Genomic DNA, 18,152 nt, shown 5'->3' with positions numbered 1-18,152 from the left:
CTTCGACCGGTCCGGGCTCCTGCGTGCCGGCGCGGCCACGCCCCTGGAACGGACGGGGGCCGCTGCCGCCCGGCTCAGGTGAGCGAGGGCACCCGTTCGGACCGCGGTGGCGGACCGGGCGGTGTGCCGTCGCCGAACGGCCGCCCACCGAGGGCTTCCCGGCCGTGCGGGGTGAGCCAGCCGCGCGGGTCCGGGCCCTCGGGGACGATCCCGGTCGGGTTGATGGTGTGGTGCACCACGTAGTAGTGGGCCTTGATCTGCTCGAAATCGATCGTGTCGCCGAAACCGGGCGTCTGGAACAGGTCCCGCGCATAGGCCCACAAGGCCGGTAGCTCGGTCAGTTTCTGCCGGTTGCACTTGAAGTGGCCGTGGTAGACGGCGTCGAACCGGACCAGTGTCGGGAAGAGCCGTACGTCGGCCTCGGTGATGGTGTCTCCCACCAGGTAGCGCCGGCTCCTCAGGCGCTGCTCCAGCCAGTCGAGCCGCTCCCACAACCGCTGATACGCCGTGCCGTACGCCTCCTGCGAGCTCGCGAAGCCGCACTTGTAGACACCGTCGTTCACGTCCTGGAAGACCTTGCCGGCCACGTCGTCGATCTCGTCGCGGCGTTCCTCCGGGTAGAGGTCCGGCGCGCCGTCCCGCTGATGGGCCGACCACTCGCGCCCCAGGTCGAGTGTCATCTGCTCGAAGTCGTTGGTCACCACCTGGCCCGTGGACACGTCGACGATCGCGGGCACCGTGATGCCGCGCGGATAGCCGGGCTGACGCGCGAAGAACGCCTCCTGCAGCCGTTCGATACCCAGCACCGGGTCCTTGCCGCCCGGGTCCAGATGGAACGACCAGCTCCGCTCGTCGTGCAGCGGCCCGGCGATACCCATCGACACCACGTCCTCGAGACCCATGAGACGCCGGACGATCGCCGCCCGGTTCGCCCACGGGCAGGCCCGCGCGATGATCAGGCGATAGCGCCCGGGTTCCACGAGATAGCCGTCACGACCGTCGGCCGTGATGCGTGTCGTGATGTAGTTCGTGTCCCGCTTGAACTCACCGTCACCAGCCATACTCCGAGCCTAGCCATGTCGAGCCTCGTACACACAGGTCACCTCGGTGACCGCGGCGGCAGCGAAGGCGTTGCCGACGTCGGGCAGGGGTTCCACGGGAGAGTGATGTCGGTGGGTTTCGAGAACACCTCGGTGCTGTCGGCGGGACCATGGTGATGCTCGGCGAACTCGTCGCCCAGGCCCCGCTCCTCCGGGTCGCGGCCCGGGGTGGGCACCCGGGAGCCGCATCCCACGTGCCGACGGAGCCTTCGTGCGCCATAAGCTGAGAACTTTCGCCGTGCTGTCGGTAATTCGTATACAAGGATGTCGCCCGTGACCGGATTGTCCTCCTCGCCTGCCGCCTGTGACACGCCCCGCAACGGCGGCCTGGGCCCCCGCACCGCTGCCGCGCTGGTGTTCGGGTCGTCGGCCGCGGTCCTGGTGGTGGAGATCGCCGCTCTGCGGCTGCTGGCTCCCTACCTCGGCCTCACCCTCGAGACCAGCACCATGGTGATCGGAATCGCTCTCACCGCGATCGCGGTCGGCTCCTGGCTAGGCGGGCGCATCGCCGACCAGGTCGATCCACGTCGGCTCATCGGCCCCTCGCTGGGAGTGTCGGGAGCCGTCGTCGCGCTCACCCCCGCCGTGCTGCGCACCACCGCGGAGTGGGCACCGACGCTGCTTCTGCTGATCGCGGCGCTGGCCATCCTCGTGCCTGGCGCGCTGCTCTCCGCGGTGACGCCGATCGTGACCAAGTTGCGCCTCACGAGCCTCACCGAAACCGGAACGGTTGTCGGCCGCCTGTCCGGGGTCGGCACCGCCGGCGCCATCGTGGGCACGGTCCTCACCGGCTTCGTCCTCATCGCGCGGTGGCCGGTCAGCGGCATCCTGATCGGCCTCGGAGCACTGCTGGTGGTCGGCTCGGTGCTGGCCGAGTGGCGAACGCGCGGATGGGGCATCACGCCCGCCCTGGCGCTCGTGGTGGTAGCCGGCGGCCTCGGCACGACGGTCGCGCCCGGTGGCTGCGACACGGAGACCCGGTACCACTGCGCGCGGCTCGTCGCGGACCCCGACCGGGACAGCGGTCGCACGCTCGTTCTGGACGGCGTGCGGCACTCCTACGTCGACATCGACGACCCGACCTTCCTCGAGTTCGAGTACGTGCGCGCCATCGCGTCGGTGGTCGATGCCGGCTTCCCCAAGGACGAGCCACTCGCCGCCCACCACGTGGGCGGCGGTGGGCTCACCTTTCCCCGCTACCTCGCGGCCACGCGGCCCGGGACGCGCAGCCTCGTGTCCGAGATCGACAGCGGGGTCGTGCGCATCGACCGCGACCAGCTGGGTCTGAGCTCACAGGACGGCATCGACGTACGCGTCGAAGACGGCAGGCTCGGCCTGCGGCGACTCGACACCGCCAGTCGTGACCTCGTCGTCGGCGACGCCTTCGGGGGCGTCAGCGTGCCGTGGCACCTCACCACGGTGGAAGCGATGGCTGACGTACGACGGGTGCTCAAGGAAGACGGCCTGTACGTCGCCAACCTCATCGATCACGGTGATCTGGCCTTTGCGCGTGCCGAAGTGGCCACCCTCGGGGCGACCTTCGAGCATGTCGCCCTCGTGGGCGAGCCCGCCGATATCGGCCTCGATCCGACCGCCACCTCCAAGGGCGGCAATCTGGTGGTGCTCGCGTCCGACCGCCCGGTCGACGTACGCGCGACCCAGGAAGCGCTGGACGCCCGGCGAACCGGCTGGAAGATCGCCACGGGCGCCGACCTCACCTCGTGGATCGGCGATGCTCGACTGCTCACCGACGACTACGCGCCTGTCGATCAGCTCCTCGAGCCCTACAGCCCACGGAACAGGCGTTGACGGGGCCGCACCGGTGACATCGGCGTGCCTCGGGTTTGACCGCCCGAGAAGCGGCAAGCCGAAGTGACAGGCGCCCAGTAAGAAGTGACCAACAGCCAGCCAGGAGTCACCACATCCAGGAAGGCAGCCATGTCGACCTTGACCGCAGTTCTCATCCTCGTGGCGGCGGTCGCCGCGCTACTGGCGGCCGCTTTCGTGCTCCGGGCCCGCAAGGGCACCGGAAGCGGTACGCGGTCCCTCAAGCGCCGCTTCGGCCCCGAGTACGACCGCACCCTCGAACGGCACGGCGGCGACAGCGAGTCCGCCCACCACGACCTGCGCGAGCGGGCCGAGCGGTACGGCGGCATCCGCACTCTGCCGCTGGAGCCGTCGGTGCGGGAGCACTACGCCGCTCAGTGGACCATGCTTCAGGAGCGCTTCGTCGACGCGCCGCGGCAGGCCGTCGCGGACGCCGACGAGCTCCTCTCGCGGATCGCCGCGACCCGGGGCTTCCCGGAGCCCGACCGGCCCGACGAGCAGCTCGCCGCTCTGTCGGTGCACCATCCGCACCATGTGGAGGGTCTGCGCACGGTACGCCGTGCGATGCACTCCAAGTCCGCGTCCACCGAGGAGTTGCGGGAGGCGCTGGTGCACGCGCGCGCCCTGTTCGAGGGCCTGACGGCGACCGGGAGCCCGACCGGCACCGGGGCCGCCGCCCGCACCCGTGCGGCGTCCGGTCGAAACCGCGGGCATCTCCTCAAGCCGAAGGGAAGTGGTGCGTGATGGCGCGCGAGAACCGGGACCGGTGGACAGCGGACGAGGCCGAGGGAGACGGTCGGCGTGCATCCGTGCCGCCGCCGAGGGCCCCGGGCGCGGCGGGCAGTGCCGACGGTCCGGCGCCGGTCGGCGGCGGGGGAGCCCCTGCCGCGGCCGTGCCGGTCCAGCGCACCGGCCATCCCGCGACACCCCCCACCGCACCTCCGGTCAGCGCGTCCCCGCCGCCCACCCCGCCTCCGCCTCCGCCTCCGCCTCCGGCGATGCCGCTGGCGCAGGCGCCGCAGTCCGCAGTCCCGTCCGACGACCACGGTGCCACGGGCCGGAGCGGCGGGAGCCGTAAGAACGCTCCCACCGCGTCCCCCGCCGCGCCGCGCGGACGGGACACGACGGACCGGCAGGGCAACGGCCACGCCTCGGGCGACAACCTCGCCTCCGGCGACGGCCGCGGTCCGCGCCACGGCGACCGAGGCGAGCGCGACGTCAGCGGTGACGTCAGCGCTCTGGGCGGCCCCGCGCCCGGTACCGGACACGGGCCCGCCGGCGACGGCGGAGGCCCGGCCGGGCAACTGCTCGGCGACGGCGAACGCGACCGTCTCGGACAGCGCCTGCACCACGCACTGGCAGGGTTCGTCGACTCGCCCCGCGACTCGGTCGCCGAGGCGGCCGAGGTCCTCGCGGCGGCGGAGGAACAGCTCATCGCCTCCCTGAGGGACCGCCGCATCGCGTTGCGGGCGGGCTGGCAGGAGAACGGCGATCCCGAGGGGCCGGGCCCCGACACCGAGCAGCTCCGGCTCACCCTGCGGACCTACCGCGAGGTGACGGAACGGCTGCTCCGGGCGTGACCCGGCACCACCCGCCACAGAGCACAGAAGCCCCCATGGAAGGGACGCCATGGGGGCTTCTGTCATGGCCGGTTCCTCCCTGCGCCACCGGTGGCGCGCCGCATTCGCCCCGGGGATGCCAACCAGCCCCAGAATGAGGCTGGTCGGGCGTGCCGACCCACATGCGGGGCACCAGCAACCCATGCGAGAAGACGCAGAAGACAAGCCTCCACGCAGAACGCCGCAACGCGTTCGGGCGTCACGCAGCTGGCGCACCGTGGCCGCCGTGCTCGTCGCACTGTCCCTGGTCCTGTTCCTCCTGGGGCGGTTCGTCCATGTGCCAGGACTGGACGACGTGTTCGGTGTCGACACGCACGACCGTTCCGGCCCGGCGGTGCTGAAGTCCATCCAGGACATGCACCGGTACGAGGGCGCCGCCGGCAACTACCAGGTCGTGGTCGACCTGGAGAAGGACGCCCGGCTGCTGCCCGACTCGATCCGAGGGACTCGTACGCTCTTCGTCGCGAGCGGCAGTGTGGCCGCGTACGTCGACTTCCGCGGCATCGGCCAGGGCAGCGTGACCGTCGACGAGAAGCGCACCACAGCCACCCTGCGTCTGCCGCACGCGCAGCTCGCCGAGCCGGCCGTGGACCCCAAACGTTCCTACACCGTCTCGAAGCAGCGTGGCCTGATCGACCGCCTGGGCGACCTGTTCTCCGACAACCCGGCAGACGAGCGCGCCGTCCACATCCTGGCCGCGGACCGCATCGGCGACGCCGCTAAGGAGAGCGATCTGACGCTGCGCGCCGAGAAGAACACCACATCGATGCTCCAAGGCCTGCTCCGCGCACTCGGCTTCGAACAGGTCACCGTCACGTACGCACAACCTTCCTGAATCAATGCGGAGTTGGGGACCATGACGTCACGTATCGCAAGGCGCCGCGTCACGACCGAGCGGCACCAGAAGCAGAAGCAGAAGCAGAAGCTGGAGAAGCAGCGACAGGACGAGAAGGGGAACGAGAAGACCCCGGGGGCGGGACCCGGGCCCTTGCTCCGCCTCGGCATCACCGTGCTGGCTCTCGCGGCGATGGTGGCCTTCGGTGTCGTCCTCGCCCGGCTGACCCTCCAGCCGTCGCCGGCCTCGGAGATGCTCACCCACGACAACCTCCGACCGGGGGACTCGATCCGCGCCTATCTCGGACAGCCTGCCTTCCGCGACACCGTCAAGCAGCTCGGCGGCAACATTCTTCTGGGTGTGCCGTTCGGCCTGCTGCTGCCGGTCGTGTCCCCCCGCAGCCGCGGGTTCGTACGGGTCGCCCTGCTGACGGTGGCGACTATGCTCCTGGTCGAACTGATCCAGGGGGCCCTGATCACGGGGCGCGCCTTCGACATCGACGACGTCCTGCTCAACACCACGGGCGCGCTGCTCGGCTACGCCCTGGTGGGCCGCCGCATGGGCAGGGCCGTGTATCCACGCCGGCGCCGATGGTGGTCGCGGCGCACCACCTGACCAAGGGCTGACCTCGCACGCCGTCCCGTGGCACCGCGTCGAGTGCGTGTGCGAAAGTGACCTGGTGACCACGCCTGAGAAGACCGACCACCGCCTCCTCTTCGGCTGCATGGGCCTGGGGGGAGGCTGGGACGCGGGACCCCACACGGCCGCCGACATCGACGCGGCGGAGGCCGCTGTCGAGGCGGCGCTGGACAGCGGCATCACCGCGTTCGACCACGCCGACATCTATCAGCGCGGAAAGTCGGAAGCAGTCTTCGGCGAGGTCCTGGCCCGCTCGGCCGGACTGCGTGAGCGGATCATGCTGCAGACCAAGTGCGGCATCCGCCTGGCCGAGGGGGACCGGCCGGGCCTGTACGACCTGCGAGGCTCCTCCATCGTCCGCAGCGTCGAGGCGAGTCTGGAGCGGCTGCGCACCGACGTCCTCGACGTCCTCCTTCTGCACCGCCCCGACCCGCTGGCCGACCCCGCCGACATCGGCGATGCCATGACCTCGCTCCACCGGCAGGGGCTCGTGCGCCGTTTCGGCGTCTCGAACATGAACGCCGCGCAGATCGCCCGGCTCCAGGCCCACATGGACCTGCCGCTCGTGGCCAACCAGCTGGAGATGAGCCTGCACCGGCGCGCCTGGCTGGAGGACGGCGTCCTCGTCAACACTCCGGAGTCCGCCGGCAACGGGTTCCCCGCTGGCACGGTCGAGCACTGCCTGACCCACGCCATCGAGCTCCAGGCGTGGGGGGCGCTGGCCCAGGGACGCTACACCGGGGCACAGGCGACCTCGCAGGAGACGGCCACGGCCGCGCTGGTGACCTCGCTCGCCGAGGCCAAGGGCACCACACCGGAGACGATCGTGCTCTGGTGGCTGCGGCGCCACCCCGCCCGTATCGCCCCCGTCATCGGTACGTCGAACCCGGAACGCATCCGCGCCTGCCGGGACGCGGCGACGGCCGAACCCGACCTGAGCCACGACGAGTGGTACGCCCTGTGGATCTCCGCCCGCGGCGCGGCGCTGCCGTAGTCACGAGGAGCCGCGGGCACGCAGGGGGAGCCGTCGGGGCGGTCGGGAAAATCATGTCCCGCCGAGCGGTGCGGTGGCATGTCTCGTCGAAGTGGGGGTAAGCGAAATCCCCACGGGGGCAAAACCGTTGCCAACCGACGAGAGAAGGTCATCAGAGTGCCGACTGAGGTGACGACGGAGACGAGGGCAGGTGGTGAGACGGGTACGGAGGACCTTCCCGTTCTCGAATCTCCCCGCAAGGTCGCTCCGAAGGACGCGCGCATGCTGTCGAAGGTGTTCTTCGACAAGCTGGCGGCATGGGAAGAGGGCACACACGAGTACCAGTACGCGCGCAACACCCTGATCGAGATGAACATGTCGCTCGTCCGCTACGCGGCCGGCCGCTTCCGGGGGGCCCGCGGCGACGAGATGGAGGACATCGTCCAGGTCGGCACCATCGGTCTGATCAAGGCCATCGACCGGTTCGACCTCTCACGGGAGGTGGAGTTCACCAGCTTCGCCATTCCCTGCATCGTCGGTGAGATCAAGCGCTTCTTCCGTGACACCTCCTGGGCGGTCCATGTACCGCGCCGGTTGCAGGAAGCCCGGCTGGAGCTGGCCAAGGCGACCGAGGAGCTCAGCTCCCGGCCCGGCCGCGCACCGAGCGTGGCGGAGCTGGCGAGCCATATGCACGTCTCCGAGGACGAGGTGATCGAGGCGCGGATCGCCTCCAACGGGTACAACTCCGCGTCGCTCGACGCCGCCGTCGGCCCCGACGGCGAGGACGATGCCGCGGCGCTCGCAGAGTTCATCGGCGTGGAGGACCCGGCGCTCGAGCTCTTCGAGGACTTCCACACCCTCGCGCCGCTGCTCGTCGAACTCGACGACCGCAGCCGCCGGATCCTGCACCTGCGTTTCGTCGAGGAGATGACGCAGTCGGAGATCGGCGAAGAGCTCGGCATCTCCCAGATGCACGTCTCCCGGCTGCTCTCCCGCAATCTGGAACACCTGCGCAAGGGCATGCTCGACCAGTCGTAGGCATGGATCGGCGCGCCGCCGTGAACGCGCCCCGTACAGGAGGGCGCCGGCGGCATCCGCTCAGCGCCCATCCCGTCGTCGGTGCTCAATTCGTCCTGTTCGCCCGGCGGCGCCTACGCTTCAGCGACTGCCGCTCGTCCTCGCGCAGGCCGCCCCACACACCCGTCACCTGGCGGGAGTCGTCCATGGCCCAGCGCAGGCATTCCTCGCGTACGGGGCAGTGCCGGCAGACCTCCTTGGCCTCCTCGGCCTGGATGAGCGCAGGTGCGCCTGTCCCCACCGGGAAGAAGAGATCGGGGTCGACATCCTGGCAGGCCGCTCGTGCACGCCAGCTGTCCAGCATCAGGTCCTCCTGTCACAAGCATTCGTCTCTGTCCGTCTCGCGGAACTCCGGCTCTAAGGCCGAGCGAAGAGCTGAGAGGTCTCGGCCTCCCAGTCGATCCGTCCGGCCTCCTCGCCCTCGGGCACGGCGGCGTACGTCTCGTCCAGCCAGCTCCGCAGGCCCGCGCGGTCGACGTCGACCACCGCGAACGCCCCTACCGGGCCGAGCCGCATGCGGACGCGCCCCTCCCTGCCACCGAGGCGCAGCGGCCACAGCCGGACGTCGCCCCCGCCGCTCAGGACCCGGGTCCCGGAGCTCAGCAGCTCCCGGGAGAAGGTCCATTCGACGACGCTGCCCAGCGGAAGCCGGAAGGTGATGCGTACCGCCCAGGGGTCATCGGGGTCGTAGTGGAACGTGGCCTCGACGGGCAGGCCGATCCCTCCTTGGACCTGACGGGCCGTGGTGTGCCACGCCCGCACCGGTGGTGCCGAGGGCGGCTGGGTGGTCTCGTGCTGCCGGCTCGATTCAGACATCGTCACCAGTTCCGTCGGGGGATCGCGCCGCAAACCCGAGCGGCGCCGTACTCACGCTCGTAACCCCGGACGAGGATTTCACGCATGGTTTCCGGGAGCGGGGCGTGAAAGGCACGCCTGAGGCCGGAAAGCTCGGCTGCCGCCTGCCATGACGAACTCCCTTACGGGGGTGGGCTCCGCGCTCGTGCAGGAAGGGCGCGGGCGTGCCGTCGCGCCTGATCGGCGCACTCCCTCGTACGGTGGACGGATGCGCCACCACGATCTTGTCGTCATCGGTGCGGGATCCGGCAACGCCGTCGTCGACGACTCCATGGCCGGTCTCGACGTGGCAGTCGTCGAGGAGCGTTGGTTCGGCGGCACCTGCCTGAACGCCGGCTGCATTCCGAGCAAGATGCTCGCCCACACCGCGGATGTCGCGCGGGGTGTCGGGGAAGCCGGGGCGTTCGACGTTGACGCCGCCCTGAAAGCCGTGCGGTGGCAGGACGTGCGCGACCGGGTCTTCGGGCGGCTGGACGCGGAACGGGACCGGGGTCGCAGCGGCAGGATCGAAGACGACTCGGTCACCGTCTACGAGGGCAGCGCGCGGTTCACGGGCCCCAGGACGCTCCGGATCGAACGGGCGGACGGAGCTGTGGACATCAGCGCCGGCCAGATCGTCGTCGCGGCGGGCGGTCGTCCGCTCGTGCCCAAGCCCGTCGCGGACGCGAAGCTGCCGTACGAGACGTCCGACACCGTCATGCGGATCGACGCTCCGCCCCGGCGCCTCGCGATCCTCGGAGGCGGTTACATCGCCGCGGAGCTGGCGGAGGTGTTCGCCGCGGCGGGAAGCTCCGTCACCATCGTCGAGAAGGAGGAGCACCTGCTCGGCCCGCAGGACGAGACGGTCGCGGAGCGGTTCACCGCGCTGGTCCGTTCTCGGTACGACCTCAGGCTCGGCCAGGAACTCACGGCGCTCGGCGGTCGCCCGGGCGAGCTGCGCCTGACCCTGGACGACGGATCCACGGTAGAGGCGGACATGCTGCTCGTCGCGGTGGGCCGTGTCCCGAACACTGACCGGCTGAACCTGGAAGCGGCGGGCATTGCCACCCACGGCGACGGCCGGGTGATCGTGGACGAACACCAGCGCACCACCGCGGACGGTGTCTACGCGCTCGGTGACATCTGCTCGGCGGTGCCCCTCAAGCACGTGGCCAACCGTGAGGCGAAGGTCGTCGCGCACAACCTCCGCCACCCGGACGACCTGATCTCCGCCGACCACGGCCTGGTGCCGGCGGCCGTCTTCACTCACCCGCAGATCGCCTCCGTCGGCGCCACGGAGCAGGACTGCCGCGACCAGGGCCTCGACTATCTGGTGGGCAACGCCGAGTACGCCGACGTCGCCTACGGCTGGGCCATGGAGGACACCACCGGCTTCTGCAAGGTACTCGCCGAGGCCGGGACCGGGCGGCTCCTCGGCGCCCACCTGATGGGCCCGCAGGCCGCCACCCTCATCCAGCCCCTCGTCCTGGCCGCGACCCTCGGCATCGACGCCGCGACCCTCGCCACGTCTCCGTACTGGATCCACCCCGCGCTCACCGAGGTCGTGGAGAACGCTCTCCTCGACCTCGGCCTCTGAGCGGGCGGCGGTCGTCGCTCCTGCCGGCGCGAGATCGGGTGAATGCGCCGTCGGGGTCGGGGCAGGCGGAGTTCAAGGGCGTTCACCCCGCCCCGCAAGGCACACGGAAGAGGAGGGAGCCGGCGATCCGCCGGCTGCCCTTGCCTACCGGAGGAGTTGTTTTCGCGTGACTGAGCACGTGTGGAGCTACAAGTCGACCTCGGGTCATCTGGCCGGAACCGAATTGACCGGCTACAAGGTCGAGGCGATCGACGGCAGCATCGGGAAGGTGGACAAGCACTCCGACGAGGTCGGTGACGCCTATCTGGTCGTGGACACCGGGGTCTGGATCTTCGGCAAGGAGGTCCTCCTTCCGGCCGGCACCGTGGTGCGGATCGACGTGGACGACCGGAAGATCTTCGTCGACCGGACGAAGGAGCAGATCAAGGACGCGCCCGAGTTCCACAGTGACAAGCACCTCGGGGACCCCGACTACCACCACCAGCTGGGCTCGTACTACGGGCTGGGTGGCCCCTTCGGAGGCCGGATCGTCTGAGTCGTCGCGCGACGTTCGCGTGCGGTTCGTGCGAGGGAGGGCCCGTGCTCGTCGAGCACGGGCCCTCCCTCGCGCCGCAGCCGGCCCGGGAGAGCCGGGTCCCGCCGCGCCACGTGGGCGGGCACCCGGCCCCGTGAGGAGGCGATCACCGGACGGTCTGCGTAGCCTGAGAGCCACTCCAGGGGGCGCCCGGGGAGGACGGCAGCCCGCTGTCGCCGCCTCGTGAGACGTCCGAGGAGAGCCGCGGAGGTCGTGTGTCGACGTACGAGGATGTCCTGGCCGATCTGCTGGCCCGCTCCCACCTGCTGTCCGGGCGGGAGCTCGCCGGCCTGGTTCACGACGCCGGTCGGGGCCTGGGGCTCCAGGGGACAGCCATGTACGTGGCGGACCTGCAGCAGACCCGGCTCGTCGCACTGCCCCAGCCCGGTGCCGCGCGGCCGGAGACGGTCGACGTCGACACGTCACTGGCCGGCCTGGCCTACCGTACGCAGCAGGTGCAGCGGTCCAGGGACGGCAGCACCGCCTGGCTGCCGATGATCGACGGAATCGAACGCCTCGGCGTCCTGATGGTGACGGCGCCCTCGCTGGACGGCGCACTGCTCAAGCGCAGCGAGACGCTCGCCGGTGTCGCAGCCCTGCTCGTGGTGTCGGAGTCGTCCCACAGCGACCTGCTGGTCGAGGCGGAGCGCACACGGCCGATGACGGTACAGGCCGAATTGCTGTGGGCCTTCCTGCCGCCGCGGACCATCGGCACGGCGGATGTGACCTCCTCGGCCGTGCTGGAGCCCGCGTACGACATCGGCGGCGACACCTTCGACCACACCCTGGACGACACCGGCCTGCACCTGACCGTCCTCGACTCCATGGGCCACGACCTCGCCTCGGGCGGAGCCAGTGCCGCCGGGCTGGCCGCCTGCCGCGCGACGCGCCGCTCCGGCGGTTCACTGACCGACATCGTCACGGCGATCGACCGGATCCTGGACCAGTGGTTCACCGACCGGCTCATGACCGCCGTCGTCGCCCATCTGGACACGGCCGACGGACGGTTGACCTGGATCAACTGCGGCCATCCGCCGCCGCTGCTCATCCGTCAGGGAAGGGTTCTGCCGCAGGTTCTGGCCCGGGAGCCCGACCTGCCGCTCGGGTGGGGCTTCCTCGCCGAATCACCGCCCACCGAGCACTCCCAGCGCCTCCAGCCCGGTGACCGGATCCTCCTCTACAGTGACGGCGTCACCGAGGCTCGCTCACGCGGGGGAGACCTGTACGGCGAGGAACGGCTGGCCGACACCGTCATCCGCGCGACCGCCGCGGGCGACCCCGCCCCCGAGGCCCTACGCCGTCTGATCCAGGGGCTGCGCCAGCACCAGGACCACAAGCTGCGCGACGACGCCACCATCCTGCTCACCGAGTGGCACCCGAGCGACCGTGGCACGGAGCCACGAGGCCGGGCCCGCGACGTCCGCGGCGCACGCGGATAGGCTCTCAGGCCGCGTCGGCCGCGGTATCGGGGCGGACGCCGTGCGCGGGCTCGTCCTCGAGGGGAGAAGCGTCCGGTACGGGACGCAGATGCCGGGGCCGGGCGTGCCGGGGCCGCCCCGAGGGCACCTCCGCAGGTTCCCCGTCCGTCATCCGGTCCTCGAGCCGGTCCATCGCGTAGAGCAACAGCGCCAGCGTGGGCATCAACAATATGGCGACGGCGGTCACGGCCTTGCCTCCTCTGCGTGTCCCAGTCGTCCTCTTTCGGTGCGGCTTCCCCGGATGCCGTGCGATGCGCGCCACCTACGTGAAGATTCTGCGAGGGTCAGAGGGAGCGCCGACCGCCGATGCCCTGGAGGTCGGGCTGCTGGGCGATGGACCGGCGGGCCGGGTCGGTGAACTCCCGCTCGACCGACTCCTCCAGCAGGCTCGACAGCGTGCGCACCGCGGCGTGCTGCGGCGGCGGGAGGGCGTCGAGCAGACCGTCGAGCATGGCACGAAGCCTGCGGCAGATCTGCACGGACGAGCTTCCGTAGTCGATGATCTCGCAGACGGCGAGCTGAAGGTAGTTGTCCCAGTCACGCCCCGGCAGCACGAGCCGGGCCTCCCCCTGACCGTCGGCGAGAACGTAACGACCGGGGAGAGGAGACCTTCCCGCCGTGTGCAGGAACCACTCGATGTAGTTGATCACCTGTACGGCGGTCGTGGGATCGTTCACCGCCGGGGACAGCGCCCGGATGGCGATGTCGACGAGGACCCGCAGAGCGAAGGCGGGGTCCTGTTCGATGGTGCGCTCCGGCCCGAGGGCGATGAGTCCGGTCACCCGCACCGGGTCGGGCGCGGATCTGCCCCCGTGGACCTCGACGAGCACGGTGCCGGGCGGTACGAAATCCCCGATCAGCCGGGTGATGACGAAGACGCAGTCGTGGCGCGCCGCCTCCGCGACCAGACCGGTGAGATCGAGGGCCTGGATGGCGCCTCCCCGTGCGGAACGGATGCGCGTCACAGGACCGCCGGACTCCACGGCTCCGGCCTCGGACGGGGCTCCGGCTTCGGCTTCCGCCTGGGCTTCCGCTCCTGCTTCGGCTGCTGTTTCGGCTCGGCGTGGCGCCGCGTTCCGGATCGCCTCGGCGCCACGCGTGAACACGCCCTCTCCCATGCGCGCCACCAACTCGGCGATGGCCACCGGCCGGAGACTGTGGGTGAACCGGTTGAGGTAGATGAGCAGAAGCACGAGACTGACGGCCACGGCCGCGCCGGCCAGGGTCACCCCGAGGTCCGGAACCGAGTCGGACTCGACGCTGCGCAGCAACGAGAAGGCGAACGCGAACGTCCCCGTGAAGGTCGCCAGAACCGCCTTCTGCAGCCGGTCCCGGTACCAGAGGCGCATGTACCGGGGGGAGAGGGTTCCCGTGGCCTGCTGCACCACCAGCACGCCGATGGTGACGACGAACCCGAGCAACGCCACCATCGCGCCCACGATGGCGGCGAGTACCCCGCTCGCCGTCGCGGCGGAGTAGTGCCAGCCGCTGGGCGGCCAATCCGCGCTGTCGGCGGCGAGGGCGAGTTCGGCGAGGAGGGTGCCGAGGACGAGACCGAGCATCGGAATGATCCACAGGCTTGCCTTGACGTATTGGCGCAGCCTGAATCGGTCGGCCCAGGACGTCATGACACCCACGCCACGCCCCCTTCACCGGAGGAGTCAGGTGCTCTTGAGGCACTCGGGACGGCGGGCTCCCCAGGCGGGAGCGCCGTCACCTCACGGTAGGGCGATTCCCGCCCCCGCGCAGCGGCAGCACCGCTCTCACCTCGGGTGATCCCCTTGTCAGGACGGACCGGCGTCGGCGGCCTAAGCTGATCGCGTGACGCCGGGTGCACCTCGTCCGCGGCGTGACGGTGCCCCGAGTGTGGTCGACCGGGGCTGAAAGGGGTCCCTGATGGACGACTTCCCCCTGATCGAGGACCACGGACTGATCGGTGACCTGCAGACGGCGGCCCTCGTGACGACCGATGCGACGATCGACTGGTTCTGTTGTCCGCGGTTCGATTCGCCCAGTGTCTTCGGCGCCCTGCTCGACCGGACCAAGGGTGGCCACTTCACGGTGCGGCCGGCTGCGGGCACGTACACCACCAAACAGCTCTACCATCCGGATACCGCCGTTCTGGTGACCCGCTTCATGACCGAGGCAGGTGCCGGGGAGGTCGTCGACTTCATGCCGGTGACCGGAAAGACCGCGACCGACCGGCACCGACTCGTCCGTCTGCTGCGCTGCGTACGCGGCAGCATGACGTTCGAAGGTGAGATCGCTCCGCGCTTCGACTACGGCCGCAAGCCTCACGAGCTGCACCGCACCGAGCACGGGGCCGTCTTCACCTCGGAGGACCTGCGCCTCGCCGTCCACCCCGTCCGTGAGCCGGAGGACGAACGGCTGTTGAACATCCTGTCGGCCGACGGGAACGACCTGCGCTTCTCCTTGACCCTGCAGGCGGGGCAGCGGCGCGGCCTGATCATGGAATCCTCCCCGGCAGGGCCGCCGTACGAGGTCCGCGTGGAGGAGTTCGACCGGCTCTTCCACGAGACGGTCCGCTTCTGGCGTTCCTGGCTGGGGCAGTCCACCTACTCCGGCCGCTGGCGGGAGGCGGTGGAACGCTCGGCCGTCACGCTGAAGCTCATGACGTACGCGCCGACCGGCGCCCTGGTCGCCGCCCCCACGACGGGCCTGCCCGAGCAACTGGGCGGAGAGCGCAACTGGGACTACCGGTTCACCTGGATCCGTGACGCCTCGTTCTCGGTGTACGCCCTGTTGGGCATGGGTTTCAAGGAAGAGGCGGCCGCGTTCATCGACTGGCTGCACGACCGCGTGAAGGAGAAGGCCGGCCAGGCGAACAGCTCCGGACCGCTGAACATCATGTACCGGGTCGACGGCTCGGCCGACCTGGTCGAGGAGACCCTCGACCACTGGGAGGGGTACCGAGGCTCCGCGCCGGTCCGCATCGGCAACGGGGCGGCGAACCAGCTCCAGTTGGACATCTACGGTGAGGCGCTCGACAGCATCTACTTCGCGCACGAGCACGGCATGCATCTCGACCACGGAGGCTGGACCGCGCTGCACACCCTGCTCGACTGGTTGGTCGACCACTGGGATCAGCCCGGCGAAGGGCTCTGGGAGACACGCGGCGGCCGGAAGGACTTCACCTACGGTCGCGTGATGTCCTGGGTGGCCTTCGACCGTGCCCTCCGGATGGCGTACGACGACGGCCGTCCCGCGGCCGGCGGACGCTGGGTGGAGGCGCGGGACAAGATCTACGCGCAGGTGTTCGAGCGGGGATGGGACAGCGGCAAGCGGGCCTTCGTGCAGCATTACGGCGACGACGTGCTCGACTCGGCGCTGCTGCGCATGCCGACGGTCGGCTTCATCACGCCGGGCGACCCCCAGTGGCAGTCCACCCTGGACGCGATGGAGCGTGAGCTGGTCAGCGACAGCCTCGTCTACCGCTACAACCCCGAGGCGTCCCCCGACGGCCTGCGCGGCTCGGAGGGAACCTTCTCCCTGTGCACGTTCATGTACGTCGACGCCCTGGCGCGGGCCGGACGTACCGACATGGCCAGGCTGGTGCTGGAGAAGATGCTCACGTACGCCAACCACCTGGGCCTGTACTCCGAGGAGATCGACCTGACCGGGCGCCAGCTGGGCAATTTCCCCCAGGCGTTCACGCACCTGGCACAGATCGACGCGGCGATCACCCTGGACTCGATACTCCGGGAGGAGCGGCGGGACGAGATCTAGCCCGCGGAGCCGCCCCAGGAGCGCGCAGCGCGGGTGCTCAGCGCGAGTGCTCAGGGCGGGGGAGTGGCCGACGTTGTCGGCGCGGGCCCGAGAAGGACGAGGGTGTCCCCTTCCCGCGGGGCGCTCTCCCGGGTCTCGGTGACAGGGACGAGCTGGTGGTCGGCCCGCACCACGAAGAGCGTCTCGTGCCCCGGTGGCAGCGGGGCGGCGGCCGGCTGCACCACGAACCGGGCCCCCCGCGCGTAGCGCTCCGCGAGCACATGGCGGACCAGGGAGGTGCCGAAGAGGATGTCGCCCCCGGTGTACGGCGCGACCACGCCGTGGCTGTCGTGCGGGGGACCCACCCGGTAGACGGGCCCGTCGACGTTGTCCTGCATCACGATCGAGGCGAGCGCGTTGAAGTCGTCGTCCTCGGTGGCCAGGAAGACGGCCGTCACGCCCTCCAGACGCGCCCCGGGGTTGATGGCCGTGGCCAGCAGATCGCCCTTAGCCAGTTCGAGCCCCGCTCCCTTGATGCGTTCCCGCTCCTCCTCGAGCCCCGCCCACATCAGCATGTCGAGGCCGGCGGACCGCAACGCCCTGCCCAGGTCGACGACCCAGGGCCGGCCGCCCACCAGGAGAACGCGCGTGCCCTCCGCCTTCACGACCCCCAGCCGTCTTGCCATCGGCGCCGCCGTCAGCGCGTACAGCAGAACGGTTCCGACGATCACCAGGAAGGTCACCGGAAGGATCTTCGACGCCCCGGGCACCCCCCGTTGGACCAGACCGGCGGAGAAGGCCGAGGCCGTGGACGCCGCGACGATGCCACGTGGGTCCATCCATCCGATGAAGGTGCGCTCCCCCCGTGACAGGTCCGAACGCGCCGCTGCGCCGAAGGCCACGAGGGGGCGGATCACCAGGACGAGGATCGCGATCAGACCGAGCGCGGGAAGGAGGACCGGCACCACGGACGCCGGGGTGACGGTGGAGGAGATGGAGACGAACAGCAGCCCGATGATCAGCTGGACCAGCGTCTCGAAGAAGGGCCGGCGCGAGGGCATGTCGAAGCCCCGGATGTTGGCGACCGCCAGTCCCGCCACGATCGCGGCGATGAGTCCCGTGTCGTCCCGCACGATGTCGCAGACCGCCGACACGCCGATCACGATGGCGAGCTGCGCCAGCGTGCCGAGGGTCTCGCCGAGCCGGAGGGTGCGCAGGGTGAACCAGAGCAGAGCGGTGCCCACGACCCCGCCGGCCAGCCCGACGGCCATGCTGAGGAGGAACTGGCCCAGCTGGTAGCCCCGGCCGATGTCGATCTGGTGCGACGAGGCGACCGCGTGGAACGTCAGGGCGCCGAGGATGCCTCCGATCGGGTCGGTCAGCGTCCCCTCCCAGATCAGGATGCGCCGCACCTTGTCGCTCGGCCGCACGAAGTCGAGGATCGGCCCCACGACCGTGGGTCCCGACACGACGAGGATCATGCCGAGCATCGCGGCCACGCGCAGGGGCATGTCGAACATCGCCGGTGCCACCGCTCCGGTGACGAGGAAGGTGAGCAGCACGCCGTACACCAGCAGCCTGCCCACGATCCCCCGGGTGTGGTGGGCCAGCTTGCGCAGGTCGAGTCCCAGACCGGCGTCGTAGAGAATCACCGCGACGGACAGCGACACCAGGGCGGAGAACGACGGCCCCAGCAGTTTGTCCGGGTGGATGACGTCGGTCATCGCGCCGGCGGCGAACCCGACCGGAAGCAGGATGATCAGGGCAGGGACGCGCAGTCGGCCCGCCAGGATCTGTGAGCCGGTCGCGAGCACCACGGTCAGGGCGAGGCCGAGCAGGATCTCGTCGTCGGTCACTGGGGCTTCCTCCGTCG

Annotated in this window: 17 protein-coding genes; 11 read left to right on the top strand and 6 right to left on the bottom strand. The window is 70.4% G+C overall.

Features of this window, described 5'->3' with window-relative positions:
* Positions 1–74 precede the first annotated feature (74 nt).
* Positions 75–1,061: a glutathione S-transferase family protein gene (locus ACFY8U_RS09160; RefSeq protein ID WP_389567688.1), complete on the bottom strand. Its 987-nt coding sequence runs from the start codon at positions 1,059–1,061 to the stop codon at positions 75–77.
* A gap of 303 nt (positions 1,062–1,364) precedes the next feature.
* On the opposite strand from ACFY8U_RS09160, the gene ACFY8U_RS09155 reads away from it, so the two are divergent.
* The 7 genes from ACFY8U_RS09155 to ACFY8U_RS09125 all read left to right on the top strand — a co-directional run bounded on the left by ACFY8U_RS09155 (position 1,365) and on the right by ACFY8U_RS09125 (position 8,031).
* The gene (locus ACFY8U_RS09155; RefSeq protein ID WP_389567685.1) at positions 1,365–2,909 is read left to right on the top strand and encodes a fused MFS/spermidine synthase; all 1,545 of its coding nucleotides are present in this window, start codon (positions 1,365–1,367) and stop codon (positions 2,907–2,909) included.
* Between the two features lie 129 nt (positions 2,910–3,038).
* Positions 3,039–3,671: a hypothetical protein gene (locus ACFY8U_RS09150; protein ID WP_389567683.1), complete on the top strand. Its 633-nt coding sequence runs from the start codon at positions 3,039–3,041 to the stop codon at positions 3,669–3,671.
* 254 nt (positions 3,672–3,925) lie between these two features.
* Positions 3,926–4,507 carry a hypothetical protein gene (locus ACFY8U_RS09145; protein ID WP_389567680.1) on the top strand — a complete coding sequence of 194 codons (582 nt, stop codon included), beginning with the start codon at positions 3,926–3,928 and terminating at the stop codon, positions 4,505–4,507.
* Between the two features lie 181 nt (positions 4,508–4,688).
* Positions 4,689–5,381, top strand: coding sequence for a DUF4230 domain-containing protein (locus ACFY8U_RS09140; protein ID WP_389567678.1), 693 nt, complete (start codon positions 4,689–4,691; stop codon positions 5,379–5,381).
* Positions 5,382–5,402: 21 nt separating this feature from the next.
* The gene (locus tag ACFY8U_RS09135; protein WP_389567677.1) at positions 5,403–5,996 is read left to right on the top strand and encodes a VanZ family protein; all 594 of its coding nucleotides are present in this window, start codon (positions 5,403–5,405) and stop codon (positions 5,994–5,996) included.
* 64 nt (positions 5,997–6,060) lie between these two features.
* Positions 6,061–7,014 carry an aldo/keto reductase family oxidoreductase gene (locus ACFY8U_RS09130; protein WP_389567674.1) on the top strand — a complete coding sequence of 318 codons (954 nt, stop codon included), beginning with the start codon at positions 6,061–6,063 and terminating at the stop codon, positions 7,012–7,014.
* A gap of 78 nt (positions 7,015–7,092) precedes the next feature.
* A complete protein-coding gene (locus ACFY8U_RS09125) occupies positions 7,093–8,031 on the top strand; it encodes an RNA polymerase sigma factor SigF (RefSeq protein WP_389567671.1) in 939 nt (312 codons plus the stop codon).
* Between the two features lie 85 nt (positions 8,032–8,116).
* On the opposite strand, the gene ACFY8U_RS09120 is transcribed toward ACFY8U_RS09125, so the two are convergent.
* The gene (locus ACFY8U_RS09120) at positions 8,117–8,374 is read right to left on the bottom strand and encodes a WhiB family transcriptional regulator (RefSeq protein ID WP_389567670.1); all 258 of its coding nucleotides are present in this window, start codon (positions 8,372–8,374) and stop codon (positions 8,117–8,119) included.
* A 53-nt stretch (positions 8,375–8,427) separates the two neighbouring features.
* Positions 8,428–8,886 carry an SsgA family sporulation/cell division regulator gene (locus ACFY8U_RS09115; RefSeq protein WP_389567668.1) on the bottom strand — a complete coding sequence of 153 codons (459 nt, stop codon included), beginning with the start codon at positions 8,884–8,886 and terminating at the stop codon, positions 8,428–8,430.
* A gap of 247 nt (positions 8,887–9,133) precedes the next feature.
* On the opposite strand from ACFY8U_RS09115, the gene ACFY8U_RS09110 reads away from it, so the two are divergent.
* From ACFY8U_RS09110 to ACFY8U_RS09100, 3 genes are all read left to right on the top strand, one after another.
* Positions 9,134–10,501, top strand: coding sequence for a mycothione reductase (locus ACFY8U_RS09110; RefSeq protein WP_389567665.1), 1,368 nt, complete (start codon positions 9,134–9,136; stop codon positions 10,499–10,501).
* A gap of 166 nt (positions 10,502–10,667) precedes the next feature.
* Positions 10,668–11,036, top strand: a complete 369-nt coding sequence (locus tag ACFY8U_RS09105; RefSeq protein WP_361602827.1) for a PRC-barrel domain-containing protein — start codon at positions 10,668–10,670, stop codon at positions 11,034–11,036.
* A 254-nt stretch (positions 11,037–11,290) separates the two neighbouring features.
* Positions 11,291–12,514 carry a PP2C family protein-serine/threonine phosphatase gene (locus ACFY8U_RS09100; protein ID WP_389567662.1) on the top strand — a complete coding sequence of 408 codons (1,224 nt, stop codon included), beginning with the start codon at positions 11,291–11,293 and terminating at the stop codon, positions 12,512–12,514.
* 4 nt (positions 12,515–12,518) lie between these two features.
* Here the strand turns inward: ACFY8U_RS09100 and ACFY8U_RS09095 are convergent, their stop codons facing one another.
* Complete coding sequence (locus ACFY8U_RS09095) at positions 12,519–12,716, bottom strand: hypothetical protein (RefSeq protein ID WP_389567659.1); 198 nt, start codon at positions 12,714–12,716, stop codon at positions 12,519–12,521.
* Between the two features lie 121 nt (positions 12,717–12,837).
* Positions 12,838–14,181 (bottom strand): DUF2254 domain-containing protein, encoded by a 1,344-nt coding sequence (locus tag ACFY8U_RS09090; protein ID WP_389568292.1) that lies wholly within the window; start codon positions 14,179–14,181, stop codon positions 12,838–12,840.
* Positions 14,182–14,449: 268 nt separating this feature from the next.
* Here ACFY8U_RS09090 and ACFY8U_RS09085 point away from each other — a divergent pair, with 268 nt between their 5' ends.
* The gene (locus ACFY8U_RS09085; RefSeq protein ID WP_389567656.1) at positions 14,450–16,300 is read left to right on the top strand and encodes a glycoside hydrolase family 15 protein; all 1,851 of its coding nucleotides are present in this window, start codon (positions 14,450–14,452) and stop codon (positions 16,298–16,300) included.
* A 50-nt stretch (positions 16,301–16,350) separates the two neighbouring features.
* On the opposite strand, the gene ACFY8U_RS09080 is transcribed toward ACFY8U_RS09085, so the two are convergent.
* Positions 16,351–18,135: a cation:proton antiporter gene (locus ACFY8U_RS09080; protein ID WP_389567654.1), complete on the bottom strand. Its 1,785-nt coding sequence runs from the start codon at positions 18,133–18,135 to the stop codon at positions 16,351–16,353.
* Positions 18,136–18,152 lie beyond the last annotated feature (17 nt).

Origin of the sequence: Streptomyces sp. NPDC012508 (assembly GCF_042902595.1) — a bacterium.
Lineage (GTDB): Bacteria > Actinomycetota > Actinomycetes > Streptomycetales > Streptomycetaceae > Streptomyces.
The sequence above is the reverse complement of the archived record's forward strand: the minus strand, read 5'-3'. Positions and strand labels throughout refer to the sequence as shown.